Origin of the sequence: Hahella sp. HN01, assembly GCF_018986435.1 — a bacterium.
In the GTDB taxonomy this organism is placed as follows: domain Bacteria; phylum Pseudomonadota; class Gammaproteobacteria; order Pseudomonadales; family Oleiphilaceae; genus Hahella.
The window spans coordinates 124477-149989 of the sequence record NZ_JAHMIN010000009.1; the positions used below are offsets into that span (position 1 = coordinate 124477).

Here is a 25513-nt window from a genome sequence, read left to right on the forward strand (position 1 = left end):
TTCAGTTTATGTTCAGCTACGGTTGCTATAGTTAACTGAAGTAAATAAGGCTTAGTTATTTGATGAATACTAAAAACTCAATATTGTGTGCGTTATGCTTACCGCTTATCGTCGCATGCGCTCCAAGGGTTGAAGTGGCGGTGCCTGACAAGCCCATCACGATTAACCTCAATGTAAAAATTGAGCATGAGATCAGGGTGAAGGTTGAGAAGGATCTCGAGAAGCTCTTCTCCGAAGAAGATGATTTGTTCTAAGCAGCGCCCCTACGTTGCGATAAAAGTAACCAAACGACCGCATACCTGTGTGTAGAGGCGCGAGAGAGGATTTCTGTATGAAAAAGATCATTCTGGCTTTATTTTGTAGTCTGTTTGTCAGCATGCCCGTGTGGGCGTTGGATTTAGACGAGGCCAAAGCGAAAGGCTTGGTCGGCGAGCAGGCTGACGGCTATCTGGGCGCAGTCAAATCTGGCGCGGAGGTCAACGCGCTGGTATCGGAAACCAACGATAAACGCAGCAAGAAGTACGCAAAAATTGCTGCGGAGCGCGGCATCTCTGTAGACGAAGTCGGCAAACTAGCCGGTAAGTTGCTCATAGAGAAAGCCGGCCCTAAAGATTACGTTAAAGGTTCCGGCGGCTGGGTAATGAAAGAGCAGCTTTAATCACCCCGCAAGGGAAATAGCGGCGACATGCATCCCTCTATTTCCCTGTTATTTGCTGGAGCTGGTTAAACGTTTTATCCGTCACGGTATACGCGGCTCCAAATCCTTTCACAAAACGACCGCTGGTGATCTCCAGCCTCAATAAGCTAAAGTCCGGCAGTTGACGCAGCATGGCGATAGTCGGGCCGAATTTGTCGGCGAACCTGTCGAGCATGGCTTCATAGTCCTGACTATCACGACCGACTTCTAACACTGCGCATCGCAGAATCAACCTCAATCTGGCGAAGAGATTCCGGCTTGCCTGCTCCTCCTCTATAAACAGCAAACTCGCGACGGGGGTTGTCTTCAGATAGGCTGTATGAGGCGCCAGCGCGCTGACGTAGATGTAAAAGTCTCCATCCTGTCTGACGAATGGGGCATAGCTCGCCAAAGGCTCGTTGTTCTCATTGACGCAGGCGAACTGCACCGTCTTAAAGCGTTCGATCAGCGCCTCTATTTCCGCCCTCAGCGATTCCGTTTCTGTTGACAAGTCCGTCTTCCTCTTCGCGTTAATCCAACGAGTCAGGCGTTTCGCTCGATCGCGAACTGTCTGTTTTCGTCAGTCAAAATGAAACTTTTCGTTATTGGTGGGTCCTGGCGTAATTGCGACACTGAATCCATATTCACACCATGGAAAACCTCCTCACAGAATAACAACAGGAGACGGTCATGATACCGAGAGCACTTTTCGATAGCGACCTGGAACAGTTCAGAGATTCCTTCCGCAAGTTTTTGGAAAAAGAAGCGGCCCCTTTTCATTTGCAGTGGGAAAAAGACGGGCAGGTGGATCGCGGCCTTTGGAACAAGGCGGGAGAGATGGGATATTTATGCCCGACGATGCCGGAGGAATACGGCGGCTCTGGCGTGGACTTTCGCTTCAGCGCAGTGATTTCCGAAGAGATTTCCCATTTGGGATTATCCGGCATTGGTTTCGGACTGCACTCGGATATTGTGGCCCCCTATATTCTTCACTATGGAACCGAGCCACAGAAGAAAAACTACCTCTCCAAAATGGCGACTGGGGAGATGGTGTCCGCCATCGCAATGACGGAGCCCGGCGCAGGCTCAGATCTACAGGGCGTGAAAACCACCGCGGTTAAAAACGGGGATCATTACGTCCTGAACGGCTCGAAAACCTTCATCACCAACGGACAACATGCGGATGTCGTGATTGTGGTCGCCAAGACCGATCCCAAAGAGGGCGCCAAAGGCACAAGTCTGTTTTTGGTGGAGAGTAACTGGAAGGGGTTCAGCAAGGGCAAGAATCTGGAAAAAGTGGGCATGAAAGCTCAGGATACTTCTGAGCTGTTCTTTCAGGATGTCATTGTTCCGGCGGAAAATCTGTTAGGCGCTGAAAACAGCGGGTTTATCGCCCTGATGCAGGAACTACCTCAAGAGAGGCTATTGGTAGGCATCACCGCAATCTCCGCCTGTGAAGCGGCGCTCGACCTGACCATCAAATACTGCAAGGAACGCAACGCCTTCGGTAAACCACTAATGGCGTTTCAAAACACCCGCTTCAAACTCGCCGAGCTAAAAGCGGAAGTCACAGCAGGCCGGGTCTTCCTGGACCGCTGCCTGGAACTCCATCTCGACAAAAAACTCGACGTACCCACCGCCGCCATGCTCAAACAGTGGTCCACCGACCTGCAATGCAAAGTCATGGACGAATGCGTCCAACTCCACGGCGGCTACGGCTACATGTGGGAATACCCCATCGCCCGCGCCTGGGCCGACTCGCGAGTCCAAAAAATCTACGCCGGCACGAATGAGATCATGAAAGAGATAGTGGCTCGGTCTTTGTGAGTGTTCGAGCCGTTTGGATCTGTTGTGAAATATTCTCAGGATTCAGCTTGGCTTTAAGAGTGCAAAGAACATGTATTGCCTTTATCTACGCTGACAACTGGGCAGTCCGTCACAATTCGGTTAGATGGTTCGTCCTGTAATGGGTATGACATCACCCAAATGGTACGTATTAATAAGTAAGCCTCGGGTAGTCTAGTCCCCCTCTGGAGCCTGATAATTTCGTCTGCAGTCAGGCTCCTGACTTTCCCTTCTTCTCCGTCTTCCCTTACTACGCGTGAGGCTCAGCCGGTTGCGGCTTTAACGTTTAAGATCAATGCGTCTGCAATCTCATGCCGGTTAGGTTGGTTGTGTACTATCCACTAGAGATAACGGACTAGTCCTAGGGCTAGACGGCCTGACCGATACAAAGAAATTAACAACGTTAATAGAATGCCCGGCCATGTGGGTCTAAGGTTATATGCATAGCATTTTCCGCTCTATCGAAAATGCTAAAGGACTTTGGGCCACCGCTCGAAGATACAAACTACAAAAAGGGCTGACTTATGTTTCATAAGAACAGAAAAGTTGGGGTATTTATTGGGACTGCTTTGCTAGCCAGCGCCGCGCAGGCTTCCCTACCGCCAGTGCAGGGCGCGTCTAACAGCCGTCCTATAGAAGTTCACGAACACGCCATTCCGTCTCAGCAGCAGACGGAGCTTCCACCGCCAGTGATGACGCCCACCAAAATCCATCAGAGCTTTATGATGATGGCCGCCAAGGAAATTGCGGCGGATTGCGATCCCCAGAATTTGGCTTCTCTCTCCGGGTCCGCATTGACCCAGGCCATCCAGAAATCCGATATGGGATGTATCAACGACCTGTTTCAGGCGCGCGGGGATTTGGCGCGCAATCTGTTCCAGGAAAGCAAAATGATTACGGTCGCGCAGGCGATGGCGTCTGAATCAAGCCGTTACCAGGGTGACAACACCACGGGTATGGAGCAGCTGATTCTCTACATGCGCGCCGGTTACTTCGTGCAGTGGTATCACTCCGATGAAGTGGGTGATTACAGCAACAACCTGAAACAGCAAGCCGCTACGGCGATCACCGCGTTCATGAATAGTGCGTTGAACTACCTGCATAAGCGGGAAAACGCATCGGTCATGGGTGAAGCCTTGACGTTGGTGGACAGCTCCTTGAACCAGGGCGTCTTTGTCTACGACACCATCTACTGGCTGCAACTGCTGCAGGACAAAGCCGCGACTGAAGATGCATATGCTCGCGCACTGAACAGCATTTTCACCATCTACTTCCGTGGCCATGGCTACGATGACTTCAAACAAAAAGTCGCCAACGATTCCCGCGTCGCCAAAGCGCTGTATGACTTCATCATGAAGAATGGCGCATGGCTGAACGATGGCCGTGATTACCTGGTGCTCAACGCGACCAGAGAACTGGGTCGCTTCCTGCAGTACGACGGTACGCGTAAAGCGGTGGGCGGTTGGATTGGCGCGTTAATGGATAAGTATCCGCTGGCGTCCGATACCGTGAATATGTGGGCGTTACTGGCCGGCGCTGTTGAGTTGAACGACCCGGAAAACTGCGGCGAATATAACGCATGTAACGTGAAAGAGCGGGTCAAGGAAGTGGTGCTCACCATCCGTCATGACTGTAGTCCGACGATTACTGTGAACGCCCAGTCGATGTCCTCCAAAGAACTGGCCTCCGCCTGTGAAACGTTGGGCATGCGCGAAGAAATCTTCCACGACATGTTGAAGACCAATAAACAGCCGGTCGCTGATGACTTCAACGACAAACTGGAACTGGTCGTGTTTAAAAACAGTGGCGCATACGGCGACTTCGGCTGGCTGCTGTTTGGCATAGACACCAACAATGGCGGTATGTATCTGGAAGGCACGCCTTCCGATCCTAATAACCAGGCGCGCTTCATCGCTTATCAGGCGGATTACGCCCCGGGCGAGCATCGGGTCTGGAACCTGGAGCACGAGTACACGCATTATCTGGACGGACGTTTTGACCTGTACGGCGATTTCAACACCGGCATGCAGGTTCCTACCGTTTGGTGGACCGAAGGTCTGGCGGAATACGTGTCCAAGCTGAAAGACAACCAGGGAGCGGAGGATGTAGCTCGTCGCGAGAAAGTGGCGCTGTCTAAAATCCTGCGCAACACCTATGACGATGGTGTTGACCGTATCTATCGTTGGGGCTACTGGTCCGCTCGTTACATGTTGGAGCAACGTCCCTCGGACACCGCCCAGATTCTGTCCTGGTTCAGAGCCGGTGATTACGAGAGCTTCGAAGCTTGGTTGAACTCCACTGGTCAGCGTTACGACGAGCACTTCGCCAACTGGTTGGCGGCGGTCTTGGAAGGTAACGACGATGGCGGAGATGACGGTGGCGATGATGGCGGCGACGACGGTGGTGATGACGGCGGCGACGATGGCGGTGATGATGGTGGCGACGACGGTTCCGACGATCCGCGCGCACTGGAGCCCGGCAAGCCCAAGTCACTGACTGCGGGCGCAGGCAGCCAGGCGTACTACTTCATGTTCGCGCCTCGCGGCACGGACCTGCTGCATTTGCTGACTCGCGGCGATAATGGCGATGTATCCGTTTACGTGAAGCACGACGGCTGGCCGACAACGACAGACTACGACCAGAAGTCCACTTCCGGCGCTGCTGACAACAACATTCAGGTTTCTTCACCTGAAGGCGGTACCTATTACCATGTGCTGCTGACGTCCACATCCGGCTACAGTGACCTATGTGTGACTGTAGGCTTGAACGACGCGCCAACCGACTGTGGCGACACTGGCGGCGGCGATGATGGCGGCGGTGACTCATCTGATGGTCCAGAGCTGTCCAGCGGCAAGCCGCGCAGCAACCTGGAGTCCACTCATGGCGAGTATTATTGGTTCTATGTTCCTGCGGGAACCCGCACCTTTGAATTGAACACCTGGGGCGGTCGCGGCAATGTCGATCTGTATGTGCGTAACGCAGGCTGGCCAGACGCCAGCACTTACGATGACGTGTCCGCAAGACGCAGCAACAACGAAAGAATCGTAGTGAGAAATCCTAATGTCGGCACATACTACCATGTGTGGTTGAAAACCGACGGCGGATACAGCGGCGTTAACCTGCAGCTGACTCTACGGTAGTTGAAGCCTCCAGCGCAGTCACCCTGGCTGCGCTGGCAAGCTTGAACACCCTTCCTTATTGTCCGGGCGTATCGTGCGCCCGGTTTTTTTGTTTCCGCACTGCTGAACCGACCTGAGTAGCTAAGGCTCCTTTCTCTCCCGTATAAGTTTCATCGCAAGGTTTTACAGTTATTTACAGCACATAAAACGACTGTTTCAAACAGATGTTTTAAACTCTGCGCTATTGGGTGAATGGCAATCAGGGGAATCAATACGGGAGGTGTTATGAAGAACATCCTGCAAAGTGCGGCTCTGGGATTAATACTAGCCGGTTTTTTCGCGGCCAGTGTTCAGGCGCAGGAAAATCTCACGGTGGAAGTTGATTCTGATAAGTCGTTCTCAGGCGCCTATCAGGTGGGAGAAGACCGCGTTGAATTCGCCAGCTTTCTGGGGCGGGACGCTTTGGTCAAGGTCTGCGTTAATGTGAATGGCGCGACTCGTGAAGCATCGGTATATCTGGAGGCGGGGGATATACAGAGCGCTAGTGCGAAACGGCTCAGCAACAAAGAAGAAACGTTGATATTTGACGCCGCCAATGCGCTGGCTGAATACCTCTCCGCCAGTCGCGAAGACATAGAAAACCCTGCGCTAATGCTGGTCGGCGTAATGGATTACTGGTCCAGTCGCACTCATTAAGCTGGCCTGAATCAAGATACGCCAGCATCAGAATTGACCAATGGGGCCTGAGCCTCCGGCTTGGGTTCCTTACGCGATTCGGTGACCTCCTGCTGTAGGGTTTTGACTTGATTCGTCAGGGATTCCACCTCTTTGTTTTTGCCCGCCAGATTTTTGCTCAACGTCGTGTTCTCTTGAGTCAACGCTGCGTTTTCCCGGCCCAACGTGGCGTTGGACGTTTCCAGTGTTTTTACTTGCGCCGTCAGTGACTCGACCTGAGTCGTCAGCGCAGCATGGGCGTCGTCGCTTTTTTGTTGTTGGGTGTTTTGCGTCGCCAGTGCGGCTTTGACTTCCTCTAATTGAGCGGTAAGGTTTTGCTCGCGCTCATTTGCGGTGGCGATATCCGCATTGCTGCGTTCCAACGCATCTGTCGCTTGCTGTAAAGCGGCGGCCGTATCAGCCAGCTCACTGGCTAATGTCTCGATGCGGGCGGTTTGCTGCTGAATGAGTTCTTGCTGCTGGGCGAGGGCGCCCTCCATGTCTTTTTGTTTGCTCGCCAACTCGGCGTTTTCCGACGCTTTATCTTGCAGTTGCTGTTGCAAGGACGCGGATTCATTTTGCGCGCTGGTCAGGGCTTGCGTCAGTTCGCGGGTCTTGGTCTCGCTGGCGTTCAGGCTGCTTTGCAGGGTGGATTTCTCTTGTTGTAATTGCGATTTTTCTTTGCGTAGCCCCTGTAGTTCCGCGCCAGCGCTACTCGCTTCCGCCCGACTGCTGGAGAGGCTTTGATTAAGCTGCTCGTTACGTCGCGCTGACTCCGTTAACGCCGTTGTCAGACGCTGGGCCTGGGATAACAAATTATCCAGTTCGCCGCGCACGCTTTGCTGGCGCTCTTGCAGTTGGAAGACGAGATAGCCGACGGCGACGAAGATGACGATAGCCGGAACGGTCAGCAAGGCCTGTAAACGACCGCCTTTCCTGGCGGCTTGCGCCGCAGCCTGCTGCGCCGCCAGTTGCGTTTCCACTTCTTTCATACGCTGATCGATATCACGCTGGCGCTCTTCCATGCTGCGCTCACGTTCTTTCAGCGCCTGTTCTTTGTCGCGTAAATCGCTGGCTTTTTCATCATTGCTTTTGGCGCGTTGCTTAGACTGCTCTTCCTGGCGGGTCAGGGCCTGCTCCTTGCGAGTCAGGCTCTGCTCGCGCATTTCGATAGAGCGCTGCTTGCGCTCCAGGGCCCGCTCATCATTACTTTGCATTGCTCCAGACTCCGGCTTATTTATCAAACTGTTATAAACAGTGTAGCCAATGCCCGGGAACTTGCCCTTAAGGGGTTAATGAAGACCAGGCGCTGTCGCAAAAGATATCGATATAGTGCGTCGGCGGCTTTTTCACGCGACTGGCTAACCAGTGGCGAGCGTAATCCTGCGCAGGGCCGATCAACAGCGAGTGGTAAAGATCGAAGGGCAGGGCGCGGATCTGGCCGTTTTCGAGATAGGGGGTAAACCAGTCTTTCAGATAGGTGAAATGTCGTTTGTTATCCTGCTTGAGTTTCTGCTGTTGCTCTTCACTGAGCGCTTCGCCTCTGGAGCCGAAAATATAGCGGGCCCAATCCGGATTTTGCGTTATCCATTCTATATAAACACGCACGACGGACTTCACGCCTTCTTCGGCGGTTTCGCATTCGGCGAGCGCATCTTTCAATTGCGCGAAATGATCTTCCATTCCCAGCATATACAAGGCGGCGGCGATAGCTTCTTTACTGCCGAAATGGTGATAAACGCTGCCTACGCTGGCGCCGGATTCCGCGCGGATCATATCAATGGTGGTCGCAGCGATGCCGTGTTGGGTGAAACACTTTAACGCCGCATTGAGAATGTCGTCACGGCGACTTTTGGAGCGGGTGCTTGAAATCTTCATATTGGAACAATATTCTAGAATAAAATTCTAATTTATCAGGAGGCTGTTATGACTGCCGCAGCGGCTGCTCCATCGGAGCAGGCGAGTTCCACGCTTCGTTTATATCACTCTTTTGCGCGTCTTCCTTTGGGCGCCTGGCTGTTCAGCCGCGCACTGTGCTTTAAAGCTCCTTATTTTAGCAGCATTCGGCCACGCATACGGCAGCTAAAACCAGGACTGTCTGAGTGGGAAATCAAGAACCGTCGCAGTGTGCGCAACCATCTGGGAACAGTGCACGCGCTGGCGATGGGCAACTTGGCGGAGCTGTGCGCAGGAACGCTGATGGAGGCGTCATTGCCGTCGCGCCTGCGTTGGATTCCCAAAGGCATGCAGATTGAGTACCTGAAAAAAGCGACGACGGATCTGGTGGCGACCGCCGTGATTGCTGATCCAAAGACGTGATCTCCCGGAAATTATGAAGTGGAAGTCATGGTGAAAAATACGCACGGCGAAGCGGTGTCGCGCGCAGTGATCACCATGTGGTTGAGTGAGAAAAACCAACATCGTTAGCTGCTAGTAATTAGCTGCTACAACAAACAGGAGGCGCCGCATGGACATCATGCAGATTGGAAACAAGATTCTAAATGAACAGCCTTTCAGCCGCTTAATGGGAACCCGGTTGGAGAGTCTGCAGCCGGGCTTCGCGCAGTTGGAGCTGGATATCAAACCGGAATTCTTGCAACAGCACGGCTATGTGCACGGCGGCGTCATCAGCTATCTGGCGGACAATGCGCTGACGTTCGCCGGAGGCAGTTTGTTCGGTGACGCGTTAACGGTGGAGTTTAAAATTAATTACCAACGACCGGCGCAGGGACAGCGGCTTATCGCCAAAGCGAAGGCGGAAGCTTCAGGTAGAAAAGTGGTGTGCTGCACTTGTGAAATTTACTGTCTGAATGATGAGGAAGAATTTCTATGCGCCTCCGCGCAGGGAACCGTGCTTGGAAAAGTCTGAGTCATTGACGCGCCGTTACGATGCGATGTCGACGGCGCGTTAGTCGGCCTAACTTGTGAATAAATCACGTAAAATCGACCTCTCAGGCGAATAATCGCTTGCCTCAAATCTTTTTTTGTACATACTTGCCAGTCAATTGAACTATCGCTTGATATAAGGTGCGGAATTATCTTTTTTCGCGAAAAAAAGATAGAAAAAACGCATTCTTATTGGGCGTTTTCTAGACAAATTGTACTTTCCGATTACATTTAAAGAGGAAGTGTTTCCTCTCTCCTTTGCTTAATTAATTTGGGGTGACAAGATGGCGACCAGCAAAAAAGGCAAAATCGGCCTTGATCGACTCTTTGACAAGGCTATTGAGGAATTGCGCAGTGCGCAAGACAAACTCAACACTCATGTGGGCCAATGGGTGACTAAGGCTGAAGCTGACCTGAAAGTGGATCAGTCTTTGAAAAAAGTATTCGCCCGCATCGAAGATCTGCAAAAGAAACAGATCGACAACATGCATAAATGGCAGAAAGATTTCGAAGCGAGATTCGCTGCTGTGCTGGATTTCCAAAAGCAAATGCTGGAAGCCATTATGCCTGCTGGTAAAGCGCCTGCCGCCGCCAGTAAAACCGCCAAGCCTGCAGCCGCTAAGCCCAAGGCCGCCGCTAAGCCAGCCGCGAGCAAAGCTGCTAAAGCGCCTGCTGCGAAGAAACCTGCTGCAGCCAAGAAGCCAGCCGCGAAGAAACCCGCTGCGACGACTGCTAAGAAAGCGCCTGCCGCCGCCAGCAAAGCCGCTTCTACAGCATCTGCGGCTAAAACAGCTGCAGCAAAACCTGCTGCCAAAAAGCCAGCGGCTAAGAAGCCTGCTGCGAAGGCTGCAAGCACAGCTAAAACTTCCACTACCGCCAAGAAACCGGCAGCTAAAAAACCTGCGGCTAAGCCTGCTAAACCAGCCGTAGCTGCGAAGAGCGCAGCGGACAAAGCCGCTGATGCGAAGCCGGCGGCAGCGGACAGCAAAACTGCATCGACAACGGCAGCCAAGCCAGCAGCGAAAAAACCTGCTGCTAAAAAGCCCGCCGCTAAGAAACCTGCTGCGAAGGCGCCAAGCGCCGCTAAAACTTCCACTACCGCCAAGAAGCCTGCAGCTAAAAAGCCAGCGGCGCCGCGTAAAGCCGCCGCCAAAAAACCGGCTGCGCCAGCAGTGAAGGAAGCCGCTCCAGAAGCGCCAAAAGCGACGACTGAGTCCACTTCAGCGCCGGCAGCGCCTTCCGCGTCCAGCTCCGAAGCATAAGCTTCGTCGAGAGGAAGACGCTTTCCATAGCAAACGGGGCCGCAGTGAGCGGTCCCTGTTTGTCTGATCCGACTAAATTCGCTTAGTTCCTCAACTAGAGCGCGCCGATAACCCTCTGACAATATTCTGGATGGCGGACATTGACCCCGCTCAGCATTCTTTATCAAGATGAATGGCTCGTCGCCATTGATAAACCTTCCGGCCTTTTGGTGCATCGCAGTGAAATCGATCGCCATGAAACTCAGTTTGCAATACAGCTGCTTCGCGATCAGATCGGACGTCGGGTATACCCGTTGCACCGCCTGGATAAGCCGACTTCCGGGGTTCTCCTGTTTGCGTTGGATTCCGATACTGCAAAGACATGCGGTGAATCCTGGGCGCAAGGCGTCGATAAAACCTATCTGGCGATTGTGCGCGGCGTTCCCGCAGAAGAGGGGACCATCGATAAACCGTTAAAAGAGCCTTGGGATCGTTTAGGCGATCGTAACGTCAGCAAGGACAAGCCGGAACAGCCGGCGGTAACGGAATATCGGCGTTTGGCGTCGTGTGAGTTGCCCTATGCGGTGGATCGCTATCCCACTGCGCGTTATTCTCTGGTCAGAGTGCATCCGCAAACCGGCAGACGCCACCAGATTCGCCGCCACTTCAAATCGCTGTCGCACCCTCTGATCGGCGACACCAGTTACGGAAAGAGCGTGCATAACCGCTTCTTCGCTGAGCAATACGGCGTGCAGCGTCTATTATTGCATGCGGCGGAAATGCGTTTGCCTCATCCCTACAGCGGCGAACCTTTGACAATCTGTGCGCCGGTGACGGGCGAGGTATTGCAGTTGCTGGAATCTCTGGATTGGTTAAATTCGATACCATTGGAGTGGCGAAAATTTTAATCAAAACCTGTATCATTGGCGCGCTCCCTGGGTATTGCGCCCGCCTGCGTCATTTTCTGATATTCCCGCCTGCCTGTGAGTAACAGTGCGTATGGTCTATTGGGGGCCTGATTCCAATAATTGTCCATTTTTTCATCGCCAGGCGTCGGCGGCCGGAGCGATCAAGACTTCCCAATAAAGAGGAAATTGTTGTTATGTGGTTGAATTACGCGGTGATAGGCTTGGCGGTTCTCGCTCTCCTAGGCGTGGTCCTGGAAGAGGTGATTCACGTAAACAAAGCCAAAATCACCCTTTTCCTTGGCGCACTGGCCTGGATTCTACTCTTTGCATTCAATAGCGGCGATCCCGAACATCAAGAAGCGGTCATTCATGGACTGGAAAGCAACATCGCCGAAATAGCCGGGCTCTGGCTTTTCCTTTTGGCGGCTATGACCTTCGTCGCCTACCTCAACAAAAAGGGAATGATTGAGAACCTTATTTATCTGTTTCTTCCCAAACGGGTATCGGAGCGCAAGCTTTTATTTCTAACGGGCCTGTTCTGTTTTGTTTTCTCCTCTCTCGCCGACAACATCACCGCGACCCTGGTTTCCGTCACCCTGATTCTGTCCTTGCGAATGGACACCGCCAAGACACTGCGCTTCGCCGCTCTCGTAGTATTCTCCGTTAACTCCGGCGGCGTCGCTCTGATCACCGGCGACGTCACCACACTGATGATCTTCCTGCAGCATAAAGTCGACATTCTGGATCTGCTGCTGCTTAGTATTCCCTCTTTCGTCGCCGTTATGTTTATGGCGACTATGTTGAGTTTCGGCCTGTCCGGCGATGTCATCGTGCAGCAGCACCGCACTGACGTGCGCGGCGTTGATATGGCCATCGCCGGCGTATTTCTGGCGACGATTCTGGGCACTATCGTTCTTAACGTCGTGTACCAGATTCCTCCTGTTCTGACGTTCCTGTTTGGTCTTGCGACCATGTTCCTGGTGGCGCGCTTCTTTAACGACGACATCGAGAACGACCCGATTCTGGAATACATCCGTGTTATCGAGTTTGAAACCCTGCTGTTCTTCCTGGGTATTCTGTTGCTGGTTGGCGTACTCAAAGAAGTGCATGTTCTGGAATCCTTACTGGCCATGTACTCGCAAGTGTCGCCGCTGGTGGCGAACTACCTGATGGGTCTGCTGTCCGCGTGTATCGACAACGTGCCTCTGACGGCGGCGCTGCTCAAGTCTGGCATCACCATGAGCAAAGCGGAGTGGATGGGGCTGACCTATGCGGTAGGCGTTGGCGGTTCTCTGCTGGTTATCGGTTCTGCGGCGGGCATTGTCGCGATGTCCAAAGTTCGCGGCCTGACTTTCGGCAGTTACGCCAAGTACGTGCCTGCACTGCTGGGCGCTTATTCCGTCGGTTACGCCGGCGTTTATATGTTGGCCCATTACGCGATGTAATACTTACGCTGGAGAGCGCAGTGGCGCTCTCCAGCGTTGCTTTCTTCTGACCACTTCCTTTCTCTCGTCTTCTATTTTTCTTGTTCTTGCTCGCCCGACCTCATTTTCCTGCTCATCAAAATCTGTCGATTGGTTCATACCCTTGTTCCGTCCGCTCCTTCTAAAGGCGGATTTGCCACATCAAGGCAATTGTTAAGCTCACCGGAGCCTATAAGAACAACAGTTAAACGGGGGGCGTCTATGCAGCCTGTCCTTTCCGATATGCTCTATGTGGAATCCGCTTTCGACTCTGCTCCATGGGAAGCGCCGCTCTCCGTATCTGAGCGCCGACATCTGCTTCTGCAATATGGCGCTCAGTCCAGCGCCTACTTCAGCTTTCAACCTAGTGCGCAGTTTTTTGGCTCCGCTCAGCATGGTTTTGTCAGCTACTGCCCGCTCAGTGGATGGAAGGGGGGAGTGGATGTAGTCTTCAACAATCCGGTATGTGCGGACCAGAATCTGACCTGGCTGCTCAATCGTTTTCTGGCGTCGCGCGAGCGTCCTGCGGTGTTTGTCGGCATTGAGAGCAAGGTGGCGGAGGCGCTGGCGCGGCAGGGCTATGTGGTCAACGAGATGGGTGTAGAGTTCAGTTTTTCTGTGCAGGACTTTTGCGTGCGTGGCAAGCACAAGAAGCAGTTACGCCACGCGGCCAATCTGGGAGCGCGCTATGACTTGAAGGTAGAGGAGCTGCGCGCTTCGCAGGTGGATGCTGAGGAGGTAGAGGCGATTTCGCAACGTTGGCTCAAGCAGAAGGCGGTGAAGCGCAGTGAGCTACGCCTGTTGACGCGTCCCCCGCAGCACCTAGATGAATGGCTGACGCGCCGATTCTATTGTTTTCATGGAGAGCGGTTACTGGGATACATCTACTTCGATCCTTACTTTACGCAAGGCGCGGTCACCGGATATTGCGCCAATATCCTGCGTTGTCTGCCGGATGTTGGACCGGCGGGATTATTGGACTACACCATGTTGCAGGCGATTGAGCAGTTTCGCAGGGAGGGGGTGCCGCGGCTCTCACTGGGGATTGCGCCCTTGCATGACTTGCAGGAAATAGCGGGAGAAAGTCCGTTGTTGCGGCGTCTCGGCCAATGGCTGTATCGCAACGGTTCAGGACTATACGCCTTTGCGCCCCTGGCGTACCACAAAACCCGCTATCGTGGAGAGGAGCGTAAATGGTATCTGGCCTACAAAGACCTTTCCCCTCCGCGATTGCTATGGAGCCTGATGGCGGGCACGGGCGTGCTGGGACGCTAAATCCGTTGATGGCGCGATCAGCCTAAAATTCGTCGATGTAGACAATGGGCTCGCAAAGCGGCGACGAGGATGATACTGAAGTGAGTTATAGTCTTTCTGGCATGGCGGCGCAGAAGGAATTCAACCATCACTCAGGAGAGAAATTGCATGTCATTGGTCAACGTGGAGAAGCGCGGGCATATCCTGTTAATCGGGCTGAATCGTCCGGAAAAAATGAACGCCCTGACAGTGGCGATGTTTCACGACATTGCGGCGGCGTATGGACGACTCCAGCGCGAAGCGGATTTGCGAGTCGGTTTATTGTGGGCGCAGGGCGACCACTTCACCTCGGGGCTGGAGCTAAACGATTGGGCTGAGACGTTTGCGACAGGACAGCCGCCGGAATTGGGCGAAGGAGAAATCGATCCCTTTTTTATCAGCGGCGAACCGCTGCGTAAACCGGTGGTGATGGCGGCGCAAGGATACTGCTACACCTGCGGCGTGGAAATGATGCTGAACACGGATGTGCGTATCGCGGCGAACAATACCCGTTTTGGGCAGTTGGAAGTGAAGCGCGGCTTATTCGCCTGCGGCGGCGCCACGCTGCGTCTGCAACAGGAAATCGGCTGGGCGAATGCGCAACGTTATTTGTTAACTGGAGACGCCTGGACTGCGCAGGACGCCTATCGTTGGGGGCTGGTGCAGGAGCTGGTCGAGCCAGGAGCGCAGTTCGAAAAGGCCCTGGACATTGCAGAGCGTATCGCCAACGCGGCGCCTCTCGGTGTGCAGGGCAGTCTGGCCTCTTCTAAACTGGCGCGTCTGCAGGGAGAAGAGGTCGCCAAAGCGCAGTTGTTCAGCGAGATCAAAAGCCTGATGAACAGCGAGGATATGCAGGAAGGCATCGCGTCCTTTCTGGAGCGACGCGACGCTGTATTTAAAGGCAGATAACCCGCTTAGAGAAATATCAGCACAATCCCGGGCCAGGCCACCAGAATCGCCAGGCGCAATATATCGGCGATGATAAAGGGCGTCACGCCCTTGTAGCACTCAACCAGATTGATGTGCTCCGCCTGGGACTTGAGCACGAAGATGTTCATGCCCACCGGCGGCGTGATCAGGCCAATCTCAATCGCCACCACCGCCAGCACGCCGAACCAGATGGCGGTGTGTTCCGGCGGCATGTTGAAGTTCAGCGACATCACTACCGGAAAGAAGATCGGCACGGTGAGCAGCAGCATCGACATACTGTCGAGGAAACATCCCAATGCAAGGTAGATCAACAACAGAATAATGATCACCGCCGTGGCGCTCAGGTGCATGGAGGTAATGGCGTCAGCGAAGGCATTGGGTATGTTGGAGAGAACAATCACGGAGTTGAACAGGTCCGCTCCCAGTATGATGAAAAACACCAGACCGGTAGTGACGGCGGTCTCCCTGAATATCTTCATCATCGCCTCTCTGTCGAGCTGGCGTTTGAGCTGAGCCAGCAGCCAGGTGGCGAATGCGCCGATGGCGGCGCCTTCCGTCACGGTGAACACGCCGCCGTAAATCCCTCCCAGCAAGCCGAGGAAGATCGCCAGCACCGGCGTGACCCGCAGCAACGCCGACAATCTTTCCACGGTGGACGCCTTGTGGGTTTGCGGTCCTACGGAAGGAAACAGACGCACGTACACCTGCACCGCCAGTAAATAGCCGATGGTGGCGATAATGCCGGGTACGGCGGCGGCGATAAAGAGTTTGGAAATGTTCTGCTCCGTTAACAGGGCGTAGATCACCAGCGCGATGGAAGGCGGAATCAGTATTCCCAGAGTGCCGCCAGCGGCGAGGACGCCCGCGCTTAATTGATTGGAGTAGCCATGGCGCTGCATTTCCGGCAGCGCCACTTTCGACATGGTCAGCGTGGTGGCCAGGGAAGAGCCGCTGATGGCGCCGAAGAAAGCGCAACTGGTGATGGAGGCCATGGCGAGCCCTCCGCGCACCGAGCCGAACCAGGAGTTGCAGGCGCTGAACAGGGTTTTATTAAGGTTGGCTACGGTGGCGAATTGCGCCATCAGCAGGAACATGGGAATGACGGCGAGATCATAAGAGGAAAACCGGTAGAAAGGACCGGAATTAAAATGATTCATCAACGCATCCCAGCCCAGGATGGCGGTATAACCCGCCGCTCCTGTCAACAGCATGGCCGCAGCCACCGGGATGCGCAGAAAAATCAACACGAGCAGCGAGGCGAAGGCGATTACGCCGATGTACAGATCATCCATAAGGGCCTTGTCCTTGGCTATTTATCGGTGACTAGTTTCTGCAATAAGTTACTCACGGCGATCAGCGCCGACAGAAAGCAGGGCGGCGCGCAGGCGAGCAGCACCCAGCCTAACGGGATGGCGAGGATCATGGTTTGTTCGTCGTAGGAAAAGAACTCCTCGGCGCCGTGCACAAGGCGCCAGCCGATGAACGCGAAAATCGCGCAAAGCGCGCATTCGGCGATCATGCAGGCGGCTTTCTCCAATCCCAGGGGAAGGCGCTTGACGAGGAGGTCCACCGCCAGGTGTTTATAGCCGTATTGGCAGGCGGGGAAGGTGTAAAAGATCGCGGTTGCGACGCCGATTTCGACAATTTCGAAATCGCCCGTCACCGCCGTTCCGAACAACCAGCGTCCGAATACGGAAATGGTCACCATCATGACGATGGCGACCAGCGCAGCGCCGCTGAGATAAGCGCTGCACTGCGCCGCGATGGCAAGCCAGGCGTCAGCAGTGCGGACGCTTTGGCGCAAGGCGGGATATGTCGACGACGCAATCATAACTGTCGCGACTTCTCATATTGAGTAACCAGATCTTCAGCTTGCCGCAGTAGATACTCGCCGTTCTTGTTCTGGGAATTCACTTTGGCGACCCAGTCTTCCCGCACAGGCTCCACCCGTTTCTCCCACTCTTTCAACTGGTCCGCCTTGATGGAATAAAAACGGTTGCCGTTTTTCTTGGCCAGCTCTATTCCCACTTTCTCGAAATCGTCCATGGCCTTGCCGATCTGTTTGCTCAATGCAATGCCGGAATTACGATCGATAATGGCTCTCAGGTCTTCAGGCAGCGAGTCGTATTTTTTCTTGTTCATCGCCAGGATGAAGGTGGCGGTATACAGACCGCGGGCGCCGTTGAGCAGGGTATGGCTTTCGGCCAGTTCGTCCAGCTTCAGTGAGGGCACGACTTCGAACGGCAACAACGCCGCGTTGATGACGCCTTTGGAAATGGCCTGAGGGACTTCTGGAGCGGGCATGAACAAGGGATTGGCGCCTAGTAGGCGCAGGGCCTCTCCTGACGCTCTGGTGGGAGCGCGGATTTTCAGGGACTCCAAATCGGCGATCTGCTCAATAGGCTTGCCGAGAATATGGAAAGAACCGGCGGCGTGAGTATGCAGGGACAGCACGTGCACATCCTGATACTCCTCTGGCGCATATTTCTCGATAAAGGTATGAAACGCCTGGCTGGTCGCTTCCGCGGATGAGGCCACGAAAGGAAGCTCGAATACGGAGGTCATCTGAAAGCGGCTGGGTGTATAGCCGGGCAGAGTCCAGATGATATCGACGATGCCGTTTCTGACCTGATCGAACAGTTGCTGTGGCTTGCCTCCCAACTGCATGGAGGGATAGATGCTGATTTTGATGCGTCCGTCGGATTCCTTTTCAATCTTTTCCGCCCAAGGCTCCATCCAGCCCTCTTGATCCAGAGAGGTCGCCGGCAGGAAATGATGCATCCGCAGCGTGACTTCCGCCGCGTGGGAAAAAACAGGGAAAAGCAGGGTAGTGAAAAAAAGCGTAGTGGCGGCGAATGAGATCGCCAGCAGGGTTAGAAATTTAGAGGTAAGTTTGGGTTGTTTGTGCGCCCCGGCCGCAAGCAGGGCGTCGCCAAGTCGCATGACGGCGTGTGATCGCATGGCTTCCTTCTCCAACTCAGTTCTTAGAATGAGCGCGCTATCGACCCCTTTAGCGCTGCAGGTCCTACATTAAAGTAATGTCGGGAGCCCCGTCAATCTGATGACTTGTTTTGAATTTGGAAGGGTGAACGGGTCGAGTTATCGCGGCAAAAGCGCTTGCAACAAGAGGCGAGAACCCCGGTCCGTCGGCGACGCCCGGGGTATTGAGAGCTTAGAAGCCGACTGGCTTGCCCTGTTCCAGGGACGCGTAGGCGGCGTTGGCGAGTTTTAAGGCGTTAACGCCATCCTGTACGCTGACGGGCATTGGAGATTGAGTTACCAGCGCCTGTACGAAGGCGGCCATTTCCGCCTGATAGGCGGCGGCGTAACGTTGCAGGAAGAAGTCTTCCAGCCTGTCGCTGTTTTCCCCTTCCGCGCCGAAACGATGCAACTGTGTGGGTTTGATATTGTGCGCTTGCAACATGCCTTTGGCGCCGAAGGCCTCCACGCGCTGGTCATAGCCGTAGGCGGCGCGGCGACTGTTGAGAATGACGCACTGGGCTCCACTCACGGTGGTCAGGGTAATGGTGGCGGTGTCGATGTCGCCAGCCTGGCCAATGGCGGGATCAACCTGACAACTGCCGATCGCGTGAACGTCCCGCAGGGGCTCATTCAGCAGCCATAACGCCATGTCAAAATCGTGAATGGTCATGTCCCGGAACAGGCCGCCGGACACTTTGATGTACTCCACGGGCGGCGGCGAAGGATCGCGACTGGTGATCACCAGTTGCTCCAGCTTGCCGAGATCGCCAAGGCCGCGTTGCAGGGCGGCGAAAGAGGGATCGAAGCGGCGGTTGAACGCCACGAAGTAGGGCAGGCCGCTTTGTTGCACGTGTTCCGCTACGCCGCTGGCGCTGTTGATATCCAGATCAATGGGCTTTTCGCAAAAGACCGCTTTGCCCGCATTGAGCGCGGCGTGACTGAGTTCCGCGTGGGTGTTGGTGGACGTGGCGATGATCACGGCGTCCACGTCATTCGCATTAATAGCGGCGTTTACATCCACCACTTTCGCGCCGACTTTTTCCGCCAGATCCCGCGCCGCCTCTTCCCGGGGATCGGCGATGTAACGAAGATCCACATTCAGGTTCGCCTTGGCGTTCAACGCGTGAATGACGCCAATACGGCCCGCGCCGAGAAGACTGATTCGAATCATAAAATTGCGCCTCTACTTTATACGCTGGTTATCACAACAGTAATAAGGTTTGCCTTTCATCCATACTGACGATGCAAACGGCGCGACCGGCGGGGAAGCTTGCGTTATCCCTGAGTCGGCCCGGCGTCAGCCGTCGCCCAGCTGTTGCTGCTCAATCTGGTAGGCCATGCCGATCACCAGAGCCTGAGCCAGACACAGACTGGATGTCAGCGAGCGGAATCCGCGCACCTCACTTTCCTTCACGTCGAAATAGACGGAGGAAATAGGCGCCAGCGGACTCAGCCGGCTGTCAGTAATACTGATAATGGGAACGCCGTTTTCATAAGCCTTGATGACCGCCGCGCGGGTTTCCTGAGCGTAGGGGCTGTAGCTGATGGCCACCAGCACGTCGCTTTTGTCCAGAAACGACGCCTGCTCCTGCAACATGCCGCCGCTGCCGTCGATCAAATACACCCTGCGTTTGATCTGACGCAGCGCGTAGGTGAGGTAAGAGGCGACGGAGAAGGAACGGCGCATGCCCAGCACATGAATGGCTTTGGCGTTATGCAGCAGCTTGATTGCGGCGTCCATGTTCTCGTCGGACACCATCTCCGGCAGGTGCTCTAGACTGAGCAGATTGCCGTTTACGAACTCGTTGAGAATGGTGTGAGAGGTCACTTTGCCGGAATGAACCGGTTGCGCGCTGGAGAGACGAATGCGTTCGCGGTAGCTGGTGCTGTTTTCCACCAGTTTTTGACGAAACAGTTGCTGCATTTCGCTGAAGCCATCGTAACCAAACGCCGCCGCGAAGCGTATCAGCGCAGAAGGCGTCACTTCCGCCTGCTCCGCAATGACGGACACCGTCTCCATCGCCACTGTGCTGGGATGGTCCATGACGAACTGCGCGATTTGCTTGAGCCGTTTGCTGAGATCGTTGTAGCGCTCAGTGATGGCCTGCTGCAGTTCTAGTAAGTTGGTGGGCTTAATCGCGGTGGACAATTCGATTCTCCGGCAATGAAAATGAAATACAGTGTCGCCAATCCTACAAGAAAATTTCAGTGCGGAGCGAGTGTAAATTCACTTCCAGATTGCGCTGAGGCCGCGCCAGCGAGGCGATACAAGAACAAACCGGCGCTACAAAAACGTGAAAATGGTTTTGGAATGGCTGGTTCAAGGCGTTCATGCGGTCCCCGGTTTATTGGCTTCCTGTTGTTCTACGGCGCTCCAATTATGGAACGTATGATCCATCCTATTTAAAAAAATTCCGCTTTTCAAACTTTTTGTTCCAAAAAATATCAAAATGGAATTTTCCCTTCTTTTCCTGGATAATCTGTTCTATTCCTTTTCTATTCTATCTACACAGGGCTGTAGCTGACTTGGGTTATTTGAAACGTGCCATCTGAAATTAAAATTATTGAAATTTTTGTTTCGTTTGTGGAATGATTGTTTTAATCTTGAATCGCATTGGCCATAGCGGCGCCTGTCGCAACAGACTGAGTTGCGCTCCGCGACCATCAAAACAACAATTTCCGTGTGATGCAGACGGTATCTAAATTCGCAGGTGGGTATGAGCAAGAAGAAACTACGAGTCGGCCTGATCGGCAGCGGTTACATGGGCAAGGCGCACGCAATTGCGTTTCGCTCCGCCCCCGCAGTATTTGAACTCTCAGCGGATATCGAGCTTGAGATGCTGGCGGATATCTCCGCTGAGCAAGCCGCCGAAAAGGCGGCGGTAATGGGCTTCAAGCGCTCCACCGGAGATTGGCGCGAACTCGTGAGCGACCCTGATATCGACGTAGTGGATATTTGCTCTCCCAACTGGCTGCACAAGGAAATGGCGTTGGCGGCCATCGCCGCCGGCAAGCATGTCTACGCAGAGAAACCTCTGGCCCTGAATGCGGCGGATGCGCGTATGATGACCGAAGCGGCGGAGCGAGCCGGGGTGAAGACGCTGGTCGGTTTCAATTACGCAAAAAACCCGACTGTGAGCCTGGCCCGGGAAATTATTCGCAGCGGGGAGCTGGGAGACATCGTCCATTTTCGCGGCACTCATAATGAAGACTATCTCTCTGACCCTGATGCGCCGTTCAGCTGGCGCCTGAAGAGAGAATTCTCCGGTTCTGGAACCCTGGGAGACATGGGCTCTCATATTATTAACATGGCGCAGTATCTGGTCGGCGACATCACGGAAGTCGTAGCGGATCTGAAAACCGTGCATAAGAACCGCCCCATCGCCAATGCGCCCGGTGAGTTCGGCGAAGTGGAAAACGACGATCAGGTTCATCTGTTGGCGCGCTTCGCCAACGGCGCCCAGGGGACATTGGAGTCCAGCCGTATTGCCTGCGGCCGCAAGAACTCGCTCTGGTTTGAAGTGACGGGAACCTTGGGCACATTGATTTATGATCAGGAGCGACTGAGCGAGCTGCAGTTTTATTCACGCAAAGACGCTGGACCGCGGGAAGGTTTCCGCCGCCTGTTAGTTGGCCCGCAGCATCCGGATTACGCTAATTTCTGCGTGTCCGCAGGGCATGGTCTGGGCTACAACGATCAAAAGATCGTGGAAGTGCGGGATCTGGTGGAAGGTCTGTGTGCAGACCGCCCCATGTGGCCGCAGTTTCGCCATGCCTATGAAGTGAACCGGGTATTGGATGCGGTGGAGCTGTCTCATCAGGAACGCCGCTGGGTCAGTATCGAAGAGATCGCTTGAGGCGCTGCGAGTCGCAGATCAACAGGATTAATCATTCACTAAGTTCGTAGAGGAGAGCCCGATGTCGCATCTGTTACGCAAAGCCAGACGGGAGCAACAGCAACGTATCCACGTCACGCCGGAAAATGCGTCCTGGAAATACGTGGGATTTCAGGCGCTGGCGTTGCAGGCGGGGGAGGCTTGGGAAGGCGAGTTCGCCGATGCTGAATGCTGTCTGGTGCTGGTGGCGGGGAAAGCGACAGTAGAGGCCGGAGCGGATACGTTCGCGGATATCGGCGAGCGTATGTCGCCCTTTGAAAAACTGCCGCCCTATGCGGTATATGTTCCGCCCGCTACCCGTATTCGCATCAGCGCGCAAACGGATCTGGAAGTCGGTCTGGGTTTGTCTTCCCAGGTCTCCGGGCAATATCCGGTGCGCCTGATCAAACCGGATCAGGTGGCGGTGATGAACCGTGGCGAGGGCAGTAATCTGCGTCGTATTCACAATATCCTGATGCTGGATCAGCCTGCGGAGCGACTGCTGTTGACCGAAGTGTTCACACCCAGCGGCAACTGGTCCAGTTATCCGCCGCACAAACATGACTCTGACCGTCTGCCGGAAGAGTCCTATCTGGAAGAAACCTATTATCACCGCATCAATCCGGCCCAGGGATTTGTATTTCAGCGAGTCTACAACGACGACCGCTCTCTGGATGAAACCATGTCTGTTTACGACGGCGATTGCGTGATCGTGCCTGAAGGCTATCACCCGGTCGGCGTGCCTCATGGTTATGAATCTTATTACCTCAACGTGATGGCGGGACCGGTTCGTGACTGGAAGTTTCACAACGACCCAGACCACGAGTGGATTCTGTCCTCATCATGAAGCCCTCTCGCTGCGACCTGTAGAGCGTCATAGGCGCTTAGCCTATTAACATGGCAATAACATTGGCATGCTAATAATCAGGCGGCCACCTGTCCCGGTGGCTTTTTTTATTTAGGCGGGGCGCCTCTTGTGAAAACGCCTGCGCCCCGGTAGCGTATATTCGAACGTTTTCCTTCGTATGACGAATTCTGTGTTTGGTTTTTATAGAAACAGAGGAGATCGGGCGATGACGATGGTGATTGATGAGGAGAAAATTGACGAAACCGTATTGGCTCTGTTGCATCTGACGTTGCACCAGGGCAACCGGGCCTGGAAAGGTTTCGACTGGGAGGTCATGAACCGGCTCTATGAAAAGGGGCTGATTCACGACCCGGTAGAAAAAACCAAATCCGTCGCTTTGACCGAACGCGGCATGCAGGAATCCGAGCGTTTGTTCCAGCGCTTGTTCGTCAAGGAAGAGCAGGAATAATCCCCGACGCCTCATGCGGTCTCATAAACGGTGAAAAAACTCCGGGCGTCCGCTGAACCACTCTATCAATAGTTCCTTGAAATAAATCAGCTTCTTCGGCTGATAGCGTTGGGCGGGAAACACCACGTACAGCGTGTGGGTGTGGGAGGGGTAGTCCTCCAGCAGTCGCACCAGCCGCCCGCTTTCAATATCTCGATAGGCTTCATAAAACGGCAGCTTGGTGACGCCAAGTCCTTCCACTGCGCATTGCCGCATCATGGGATATTGATTGGCGGCGATCTCCGCCTGTATCGGCACGCTGATTTCACGCTCGGGGCCGGTAAATCTCCACTGGCTCAGTTGCTGATGCTGGTTGTGGGCGATGCAGGGAAAGCGCGTCAGCTCCTCCGGGGTTTCCGGTCTGCCATGGCGCGCGATGAACTCCGGGCTGGCGCAGATGGCGTCCACCATCGCTCCCAAGGGGCGCGCGATCAGATAAGGGTCTGGTTGCGGCGTGGCGCGAATGGCGAGATCGAACTCCTCCGCGATCAGGTTGCGGCTCTCATTGGCGAGGTCGATTTGCACTTTTACCCGGGGATAACGCAACCGAAACAGTTTGAGGATCTCCGGCATCATGGAAATGCCCAGAGAAACCGGACAGGTAAAGCGCAGCACGCCAACCGTGTCCGCATTCAAATCATTCACCACCTCCGTCGCCTGGCGAAACAGCGCCTGAATTTCCGTGCTATAACGAAACAGCGCTTCGCCGGCTTCCGTAAGGCGCAAGCTCCGGGTGGTGCGGTGCAGCAGTTGAGTCTGCAGCAAGGACTCCAACGTCTTGATCTGTTTGCTGACTTGGGACTTGGAGCTGTTCAGGCTGGTGGCGGCCTGGGTGAAACTGCCGTCCTGAGCCACCTGATGAAAGGCGGCGATCAGGTCGAGGTGAGTCAGTAAGTTCTGCATATTGTTTCTGCATGGAAACAGTGAGTTGGTTTTTAGCTAGATTATCCCGAAGGTGTTTTTCATTAAAGTGGATTTATCAACAATCAACGTGGAGAAAGCACAATGAAAATCGTAGTGATTGGCGCCTCAGGCACTATTGGCAAAGCGGTTGTAGAAAACCTTCAGGACCGGCATGAAGTGATCAAGGTCGGCAAGAGCAGCGGCGACTATCAGGTGGATATCGCCGATGAATCCTCAATTCAGGCGTTGTTTGAAAAGGTTGGCGAGTTTGACGCGTTAGTCAGCGCGACTGGCGATCTGGCGTTTGCGGCGCTGGGAGAAATGACCTCTGAGCAATGGGACGTTGGGTTGCGCAGTAAGTTGATGGGGCAGATTAATCTGGTGCGCCATGGCTTGAAATATGTTCGCGATCAGGGCTCTTTCACTCTGACCAGCGGCATTCTCAGCGTTGATCCTATCGCCTGGGGCGCAGCGGCCACGACGGTGAATGGCGCTCTGGAGCACTTCGCCGTGGCGGCGGCGATCGAAGCGCCTCGCGGGGTGCGTATAAACGTCGTCAGCCCGACGGTATTAACGGAGTCCTGGGATAAGTACGGTTCATTTTTCCCAGGTGAAACGCCAGTGGACGCTGCAAAGGTGGCGAAGGCGTTTCAAAAATCCATAGAAGGCGCGCAGACTGGCAAAGTGATTTATCTGCGTGGTTAGAGCGATATACTCTGGCCTCTGATGCGCTCGGAGCCTCGGGCGCAAGTAGCGGTTCTCAACAGCCAGACAGAGGGCGTATGGATCGGCGGTTAGTGGTGAAATACCTGGCGGACGCGCCGGAAGCGGTTCCCGCCCTAGCGGCGTCTTTTGAGACGGAGTGGCCGGATTGGTACGGCCCGAAAGGGCCTGGTGACGCGGCAGCGGATTTGCGTCAGTTCTGTTCCCGGGACGCTTTGCCGGTAGGGATGGTAGTCTTCCTGGACGGTGAACTGGTCGGCGTGGCGGCATTGAAAGCGCAATCCATCACCACGCATCCCCATCTTGGTCCCTGGGCGGCGGCGGGTTGGGTGAAGCCCGAACTGCGCCGACGCGGACTGGGCGCAGCGCTGCTGACAGCATTGGAAGACGCAGCGTTAGTGATGGGGTATGACAAACTTTATTGCGGCACGGCGACTGCCGCCTCGTTGATGCGCCGCGGTGGCTGGCGCTTGTTGGAAGAACTGGATTATCACGGCGAAAAAGTGGGCCTGTACTGCAAGGCGCTTGGCGCCGCCGACGTTCCGGCGTCGTAAACGGCCATGGCCCTCAGACCCTAAAGAGCAGGCGAGTACTCCCCCC

26 protein-coding genes are annotated in these 25513 nt (G+C 54.5%); 17 read left to right on the forward strand and 9 right to left on the reverse strand.

Features of this window, described 5'->3' with window-relative positions; all coding sequences use genetic code 11:
- The first annotated feature begins 62 nt into the window (after nt 1–62).
- Nucleotides 63–254 carry a YnbE family lipoprotein gene (locus KP814_RS10985; protein ID WP_041598940.1) on the forward strand — a complete coding sequence of 64 codons (192 nt, stop codon included), beginning with the start codon at nt 63–65 and terminating at the stop codon, nt 252–254.
- 77 nt (nt 255–331) lie between these two features.
- Nucleotides 332–658 (forward strand): YdbL family protein, encoded by a 327-nt coding sequence (locus KP814_RS10990; RefSeq protein ID WP_216736812.1) that lies wholly within the window; start codon nt 332–334, stop codon nt 656–658.
- 37 nt (nt 659–695) lie between these two features.
- Here KP814_RS10990 and KP814_RS10995 read toward each other — a convergent pair whose 3' ends face one another.
- The gene (locus KP814_RS10995) at nt 696–1187 is read right to left on the reverse strand and encodes a HugZ family protein (RefSeq protein WP_216736813.1); all 492 of its coding nucleotides are present in this window, start codon (nt 1185–1187) and stop codon (nt 696–698) included.
- 179 nt (nt 1188–1366) lie between these two features.
- Here KP814_RS10995 and KP814_RS11000 point away from each other — a divergent pair, with 179 nt between their 5' ends.
- The 3 genes from KP814_RS11000 (at nt 1367) to KP814_RS11010 (ending at nt 6336) form a co-directional block, all read left to right on the forward strand.
- Complete coding sequence (locus KP814_RS11000) at nt 1367–2503, forward strand: acyl-CoA dehydrogenase family protein (protein WP_216736814.1); 1137 nt, start codon at nt 1367–1369, stop codon at nt 2501–2503.
- Between the two features lie 542 nt (nt 2504–3045).
- Complete coding sequence (locus tag KP814_RS11005; RefSeq protein ID WP_216736815.1) at nt 3046–5661, forward strand: M9 family metallopeptidase; 2616 nt, start codon at nt 3046–3048, stop codon at nt 5659–5661.
- Nucleotides 5662–5925: 264 nt separating this feature from the next.
- On the forward strand, nt 5926–6336 hold the full coding sequence (locus tag KP814_RS11010) for a hypothetical protein (protein ID WP_216736816.1): 411 nt from the start codon (nt 5926–5928) through the stop codon (nt 6334–6336).
- An 11-nt stretch (nt 6337–6347) separates the two neighbouring features.
- Here KP814_RS11010 and KP814_RS11015 read toward each other — a convergent pair whose 3' ends face one another.
- Entirely contained in the window at nt 6348–7571 is a 1224-nt protein-coding gene (locus tag KP814_RS11015; protein WP_216736817.1) for a hypothetical protein, read from the reverse strand.
- 67 nt (nt 7572–7638) lie between these two features.
- The gene (locus KP814_RS11020) at nt 7639–8232 is read right to left on the reverse strand and encodes a TetR/AcrR family transcriptional regulator (RefSeq protein ID WP_216736818.1); all 594 of its coding nucleotides are present in this window, start codon (nt 8230–8232) and stop codon (nt 7639–7641) included.
- Between the two features lie 48 nt (nt 8233–8280).
- Between KP814_RS11020 and KP814_RS11025 the strand changes: the two genes are divergently transcribed.
- The 7 genes from KP814_RS11025 to KP814_RS11055 all read left to right on the forward strand — a co-directional run bounded on the left by KP814_RS11025 (nt 8281) and on the right by KP814_RS11055 (nt 15054).
- Nucleotides 8281–8673: a hotdog fold domain-containing protein gene (locus KP814_RS11025; protein WP_253938303.1), complete on the forward strand. Its 393-nt coding sequence runs from the start codon at nt 8281–8283 to the stop codon at nt 8671–8673.
- 148 nt (nt 8674–8821) lie between these two features.
- Nucleotides 8822–9223: a PaaI family thioesterase gene (locus tag KP814_RS11030; RefSeq protein WP_216736819.1), complete on the forward strand. Its 402-nt coding sequence runs from the start codon at nt 8822–8824 to the stop codon at nt 9221–9223.
- Nucleotides 9224–9524: 301 nt separating this feature from the next.
- On the forward strand, nt 9525–10502 hold the full coding sequence (locus KP814_RS11035) for a hypothetical protein (RefSeq protein WP_216736820.1): 978 nt from the start codon (nt 9525–9527) through the stop codon (nt 10500–10502).
- A 140-nt stretch (nt 10503–10642) separates the two neighbouring features.
- Nucleotides 10643–11389: a tRNA pseudouridine(65) synthase TruC gene (locus tag KP814_RS11040; protein WP_216736821.1), complete on the forward strand. Its 747-nt coding sequence runs from the start codon at nt 10643–10645 to the stop codon at nt 11387–11389.
- 194 nt (nt 11390–11583) lie between these two features.
- Entirely contained in the window at nt 11584–12834 is a 1251-nt protein-coding gene (nhaD, locus tag KP814_RS11045; RefSeq protein WP_127968724.1) for a sodium:proton antiporter NhaD, read from the forward strand.
- Between the two features lie 240 nt (nt 12835–13074).
- Nucleotides 13075–14127 (forward strand): DUF2156 domain-containing protein, encoded by a 1053-nt coding sequence (locus KP814_RS11050; RefSeq protein ID WP_216736822.1) that lies wholly within the window; start codon nt 13075–13077, stop codon nt 14125–14127.
- A 147-nt stretch (nt 14128–14274) separates the two neighbouring features.
- The gene (locus tag KP814_RS11055) at nt 14275–15054 is read left to right on the forward strand and encodes a crotonase/enoyl-CoA hydratase family protein (RefSeq protein ID WP_216736823.1); all 780 of its coding nucleotides are present in this window, start codon (nt 14275–14277) and stop codon (nt 15052–15054) included.
- Nucleotides 15055–15059: 5 nt separating this feature from the next.
- Here KP814_RS11055 and KP814_RS11060 read toward each other — a convergent pair whose 3' ends face one another.
- From KP814_RS11060 to KP814_RS11080, 5 genes are all read right to left on the reverse strand, one after another.
- On the reverse strand, nt 15060–16367 hold the full coding sequence (locus KP814_RS11060) for a TRAP transporter large permease (protein WP_216736824.1): 1308 nt from the start codon (nt 16365–16367) through the stop codon (nt 15060–15062).
- Nucleotides 16368–16384: 17 nt separating this feature from the next.
- Nucleotides 16385–16906, reverse strand: coding sequence for a TRAP transporter small permease (locus tag KP814_RS11065; RefSeq protein WP_216736825.1), 522 nt, complete (start codon nt 16904–16906; stop codon nt 16385–16387).
- The gene (locus KP814_RS11070; RefSeq protein WP_216736826.1) at nt 16903–18036 is read right to left on the reverse strand and encodes a TRAP transporter substrate-binding protein; all 1134 of its coding nucleotides are present in this window, start codon (nt 18034–18036) and stop codon (nt 16903–16905) included. Before KP814_RS11070 ends, KP814_RS11065 begins: the two co-directional genes overlap by 4 nt.
- A 211-nt stretch (nt 18037–18247) precedes the next feature.
- Nucleotides 18248–19228, reverse strand: coding sequence for an inositol 2-dehydrogenase (iolG, locus tag KP814_RS11075; RefSeq protein WP_216736827.1), 981 nt, complete (start codon nt 19226–19228; stop codon nt 18248–18250).
- A gap of 126 nt (nt 19229–19354) precedes the next feature.
- A complete protein-coding gene (locus tag KP814_RS11080; RefSeq protein WP_216736828.1) occupies nt 19355–20206 on the reverse strand; it encodes a MurR/RpiR family transcriptional regulator in 852 nt (283 codons plus the stop codon).
- Between the two features lie 568 nt (nt 20207–20774).
- On the opposite strand from KP814_RS11080, the gene KP814_RS11085 reads away from it, so the two are divergent.
- The 3 genes from KP814_RS11085 to KP814_RS11095 all read left to right on the forward strand — a co-directional run bounded on the left by KP814_RS11085 (nt 20775) and on the right by KP814_RS11095 (nt 23248).
- Nucleotides 20775–21914, forward strand: a complete 1140-nt coding sequence (locus KP814_RS11085) for a Gfo/Idh/MocA family protein (protein ID WP_216736829.1) — start codon at nt 20775–20777, stop codon at nt 21912–21914.
- Nucleotides 21915–21975: 61 nt separating this feature from the next.
- Nucleotides 21976–22779 carry a 5-deoxy-glucuronate isomerase gene (gene iolB, locus KP814_RS11090; RefSeq protein ID WP_216736830.1) on the forward strand — a complete coding sequence of 268 codons (804 nt, stop codon included), beginning with the start codon at nt 21976–21978 and terminating at the stop codon, nt 22777–22779.
- A gap of 226 nt (nt 22780–23005) precedes the next feature.
- The gene (locus KP814_RS11095; protein WP_216736831.1) at nt 23006–23248 is read left to right on the forward strand and encodes a DUF6429 family protein; all 243 of its coding nucleotides are present in this window, start codon (nt 23006–23008) and stop codon (nt 23246–23248) included.
- A gap of 21 nt (nt 23249–23269) precedes the next feature.
- On the opposite strand, the gene KP814_RS11100 is transcribed toward KP814_RS11095, so the two are convergent.
- Nucleotides 23270–24190: a LysR family transcriptional regulator gene (locus KP814_RS11100; protein WP_216736832.1), complete on the reverse strand. Its 921-nt coding sequence runs from the start codon at nt 24188–24190 to the stop codon at nt 23270–23272.
- A gap of 102 nt (nt 24191–24292) precedes the next feature.
- Between KP814_RS11100 and KP814_RS11105 the strand changes: the two genes are divergently transcribed.
- Together KP814_RS11105 and KP814_RS11110 are read left to right on the forward strand one after the other, a co-directional pair.
- Nucleotides 24293–24895 (forward strand): short chain dehydrogenase, encoded by a 603-nt coding sequence (locus tag KP814_RS11105; RefSeq protein ID WP_216736833.1) that lies wholly within the window; start codon nt 24293–24295, stop codon nt 24893–24895.
- A 77-nt stretch (nt 24896–24972) separates the two neighbouring features.
- Nucleotides 24973–25467, forward strand: a complete 495-nt coding sequence (locus KP814_RS11110) for a GNAT family N-acetyltransferase (protein ID WP_216736834.1) — start codon at nt 24973–24975, stop codon at nt 25465–25467.
- The last annotated feature ends 46 nt before the right edge of the window (nt 25468–25513 follow it).

What these genes read in the sequence shown, in the direction of transcription:
- KP814_RS11105 (WP_216736833.1), top strand. Translation starts at nt 24,293, where the DNA reads ATGAAAATCGTAGTGATTGGCGCCTCAGGCACTATTGGCAAAGCGGTT.
- KP814_RS11055 (WP_216736823.1), top strand. Translation starts at nt 14,275, where the DNA reads ATGTCATTGGTCAACGTGGAGAAGCGCGGGCATATCCTGTTAATCGGG.
- KP814_RS11100 (WP_216736832.1), bottom strand. Translation starts at nt 24,190, where the DNA reads ATGCAGAACTTACTGACTCACCTCGACCTGATCGCCGCCTTTCATCAG.
- KP814_RS11030 (WP_216736819.1), top strand. Translation starts at nt 8,822, where the DNA reads ATGGACATCATGCAGATTGGAAACAAGATTCTAAATGAACAGCCTTTC.
- KP814_RS11000 (WP_216736814.1), top strand. Translation starts at nt 1,367, where the DNA reads ATGATACCGAGAGCACTTTTCGATAGCGACCTGGAACAGTTCAGAGAT.
- KP814_RS11020 (WP_216736818.1), bottom strand. Translation starts at nt 8,232, where the DNA reads ATGAAGATTTCAAGCACCCGCTCCAAAAGTCGCCGTGACGACATTCTC.
- KP814_RS11005 (WP_216736815.1), top strand. Translation starts at nt 3,046, where the DNA reads ATGTTTCATAAGAACAGAAAAGTTGGGGTATTTATTGGGACTGCTTTG.
- KP814_RS11035 (WP_216736820.1), top strand. Translation starts at nt 9,525, where the DNA reads ATGGCGACCAGCAAAAAAGGCAAAATCGGCCTTGATCGACTCTTTGAC.
- KP814_RS10990 (WP_216736812.1), top strand. Translation starts at nt 332, where the DNA reads ATGAAAAAGATCATTCTGGCTTTATTTTGTAGTCTGTTTGTCAGCATG.
- KP814_RS11095 (WP_216736831.1), top strand. Translation starts at nt 23,006, where the DNA reads ATGACGATGGTGATTGATGAGGAGAAAATTGACGAAACCGTATTGGCT.
- iolG (WP_216736827.1), bottom strand. Translation starts at nt 19,228, where the DNA reads ATGATTCGAATCAGTCTTCTCGGCGCGGGCCGTATTGGCGTCATTCAC.
- KP814_RS11050 (WP_216736822.1), top strand. Translation starts at nt 13,075, where the DNA reads ATGCAGCCTGTCCTTTCCGATATGCTCTATGTGGAATCCGCTTTCGAC.
- KP814_RS11015 (WP_216736817.1), bottom strand. Translation starts at nt 7,571, where the DNA reads ATGCAAAGTAATGATGAGCGGGCCCTGGAGCGCAAGCAGCGCTCTATC.
- KP814_RS11070 (WP_216736826.1), bottom strand. Translation starts at nt 18,036, where the DNA reads ATGCGATCACACGCCGTCATGCGACTTGGCGACGCCCTGCTTGCGGCC.
- KP814_RS11060 (WP_216736824.1), bottom strand. Translation starts at nt 16,367, where the DNA reads ATGGATGATCTGTACATCGGCGTAATCGCCTTCGCCTCGCTGCTCGTG.
- KP814_RS10985 (WP_041598940.1), top strand. Translation starts at nt 63, where the DNA reads ATGAATACTAAAAACTCAATATTGTGTGCGTTATGCTTACCGCTTATC.
- KP814_RS11085 (WP_216736829.1), top strand. Translation starts at nt 20,775, where the DNA reads ATGAGCAAGAAGAAACTACGAGTCGGCCTGATCGGCAGCGGTTACATG.
- KP814_RS11110 (WP_216736834.1), top strand. Translation starts at nt 24,973, where the DNA reads ATGGATCGGCGGTTAGTGGTGAAATACCTGGCGGACGCGCCGGAAGCG.
- iolB (WP_216736830.1), top strand. Translation starts at nt 21,976, where the DNA reads ATGTCGCATCTGTTACGCAAAGCCAGACGGGAGCAACAGCAACGTATC.
- KP814_RS11065 (WP_216736825.1), bottom strand. Translation starts at nt 16,906, where the DNA reads ATGATTGCGTCGTCGACATATCCCGCCTTGCGCCAAAGCGTCCGCACT.
- KP814_RS11010 (WP_216736816.1), top strand. Translation starts at nt 5,926, where the DNA reads ATGAAGAACATCCTGCAAAGTGCGGCTCTGGGATTAATACTAGCCGGT.
- KP814_RS11025 (WP_253938303.1), top strand. Translation starts at nt 8,281, where the DNA reads ATGACTGCCGCAGCGGCTGCTCCATCGGAGCAGGCGAGTTCCACGCTT.
- nhaD (WP_127968724.1), top strand. Translation starts at nt 11,584, where the DNA reads ATGTGGTTGAATTACGCGGTGATAGGCTTGGCGGTTCTCGCTCTCCTA.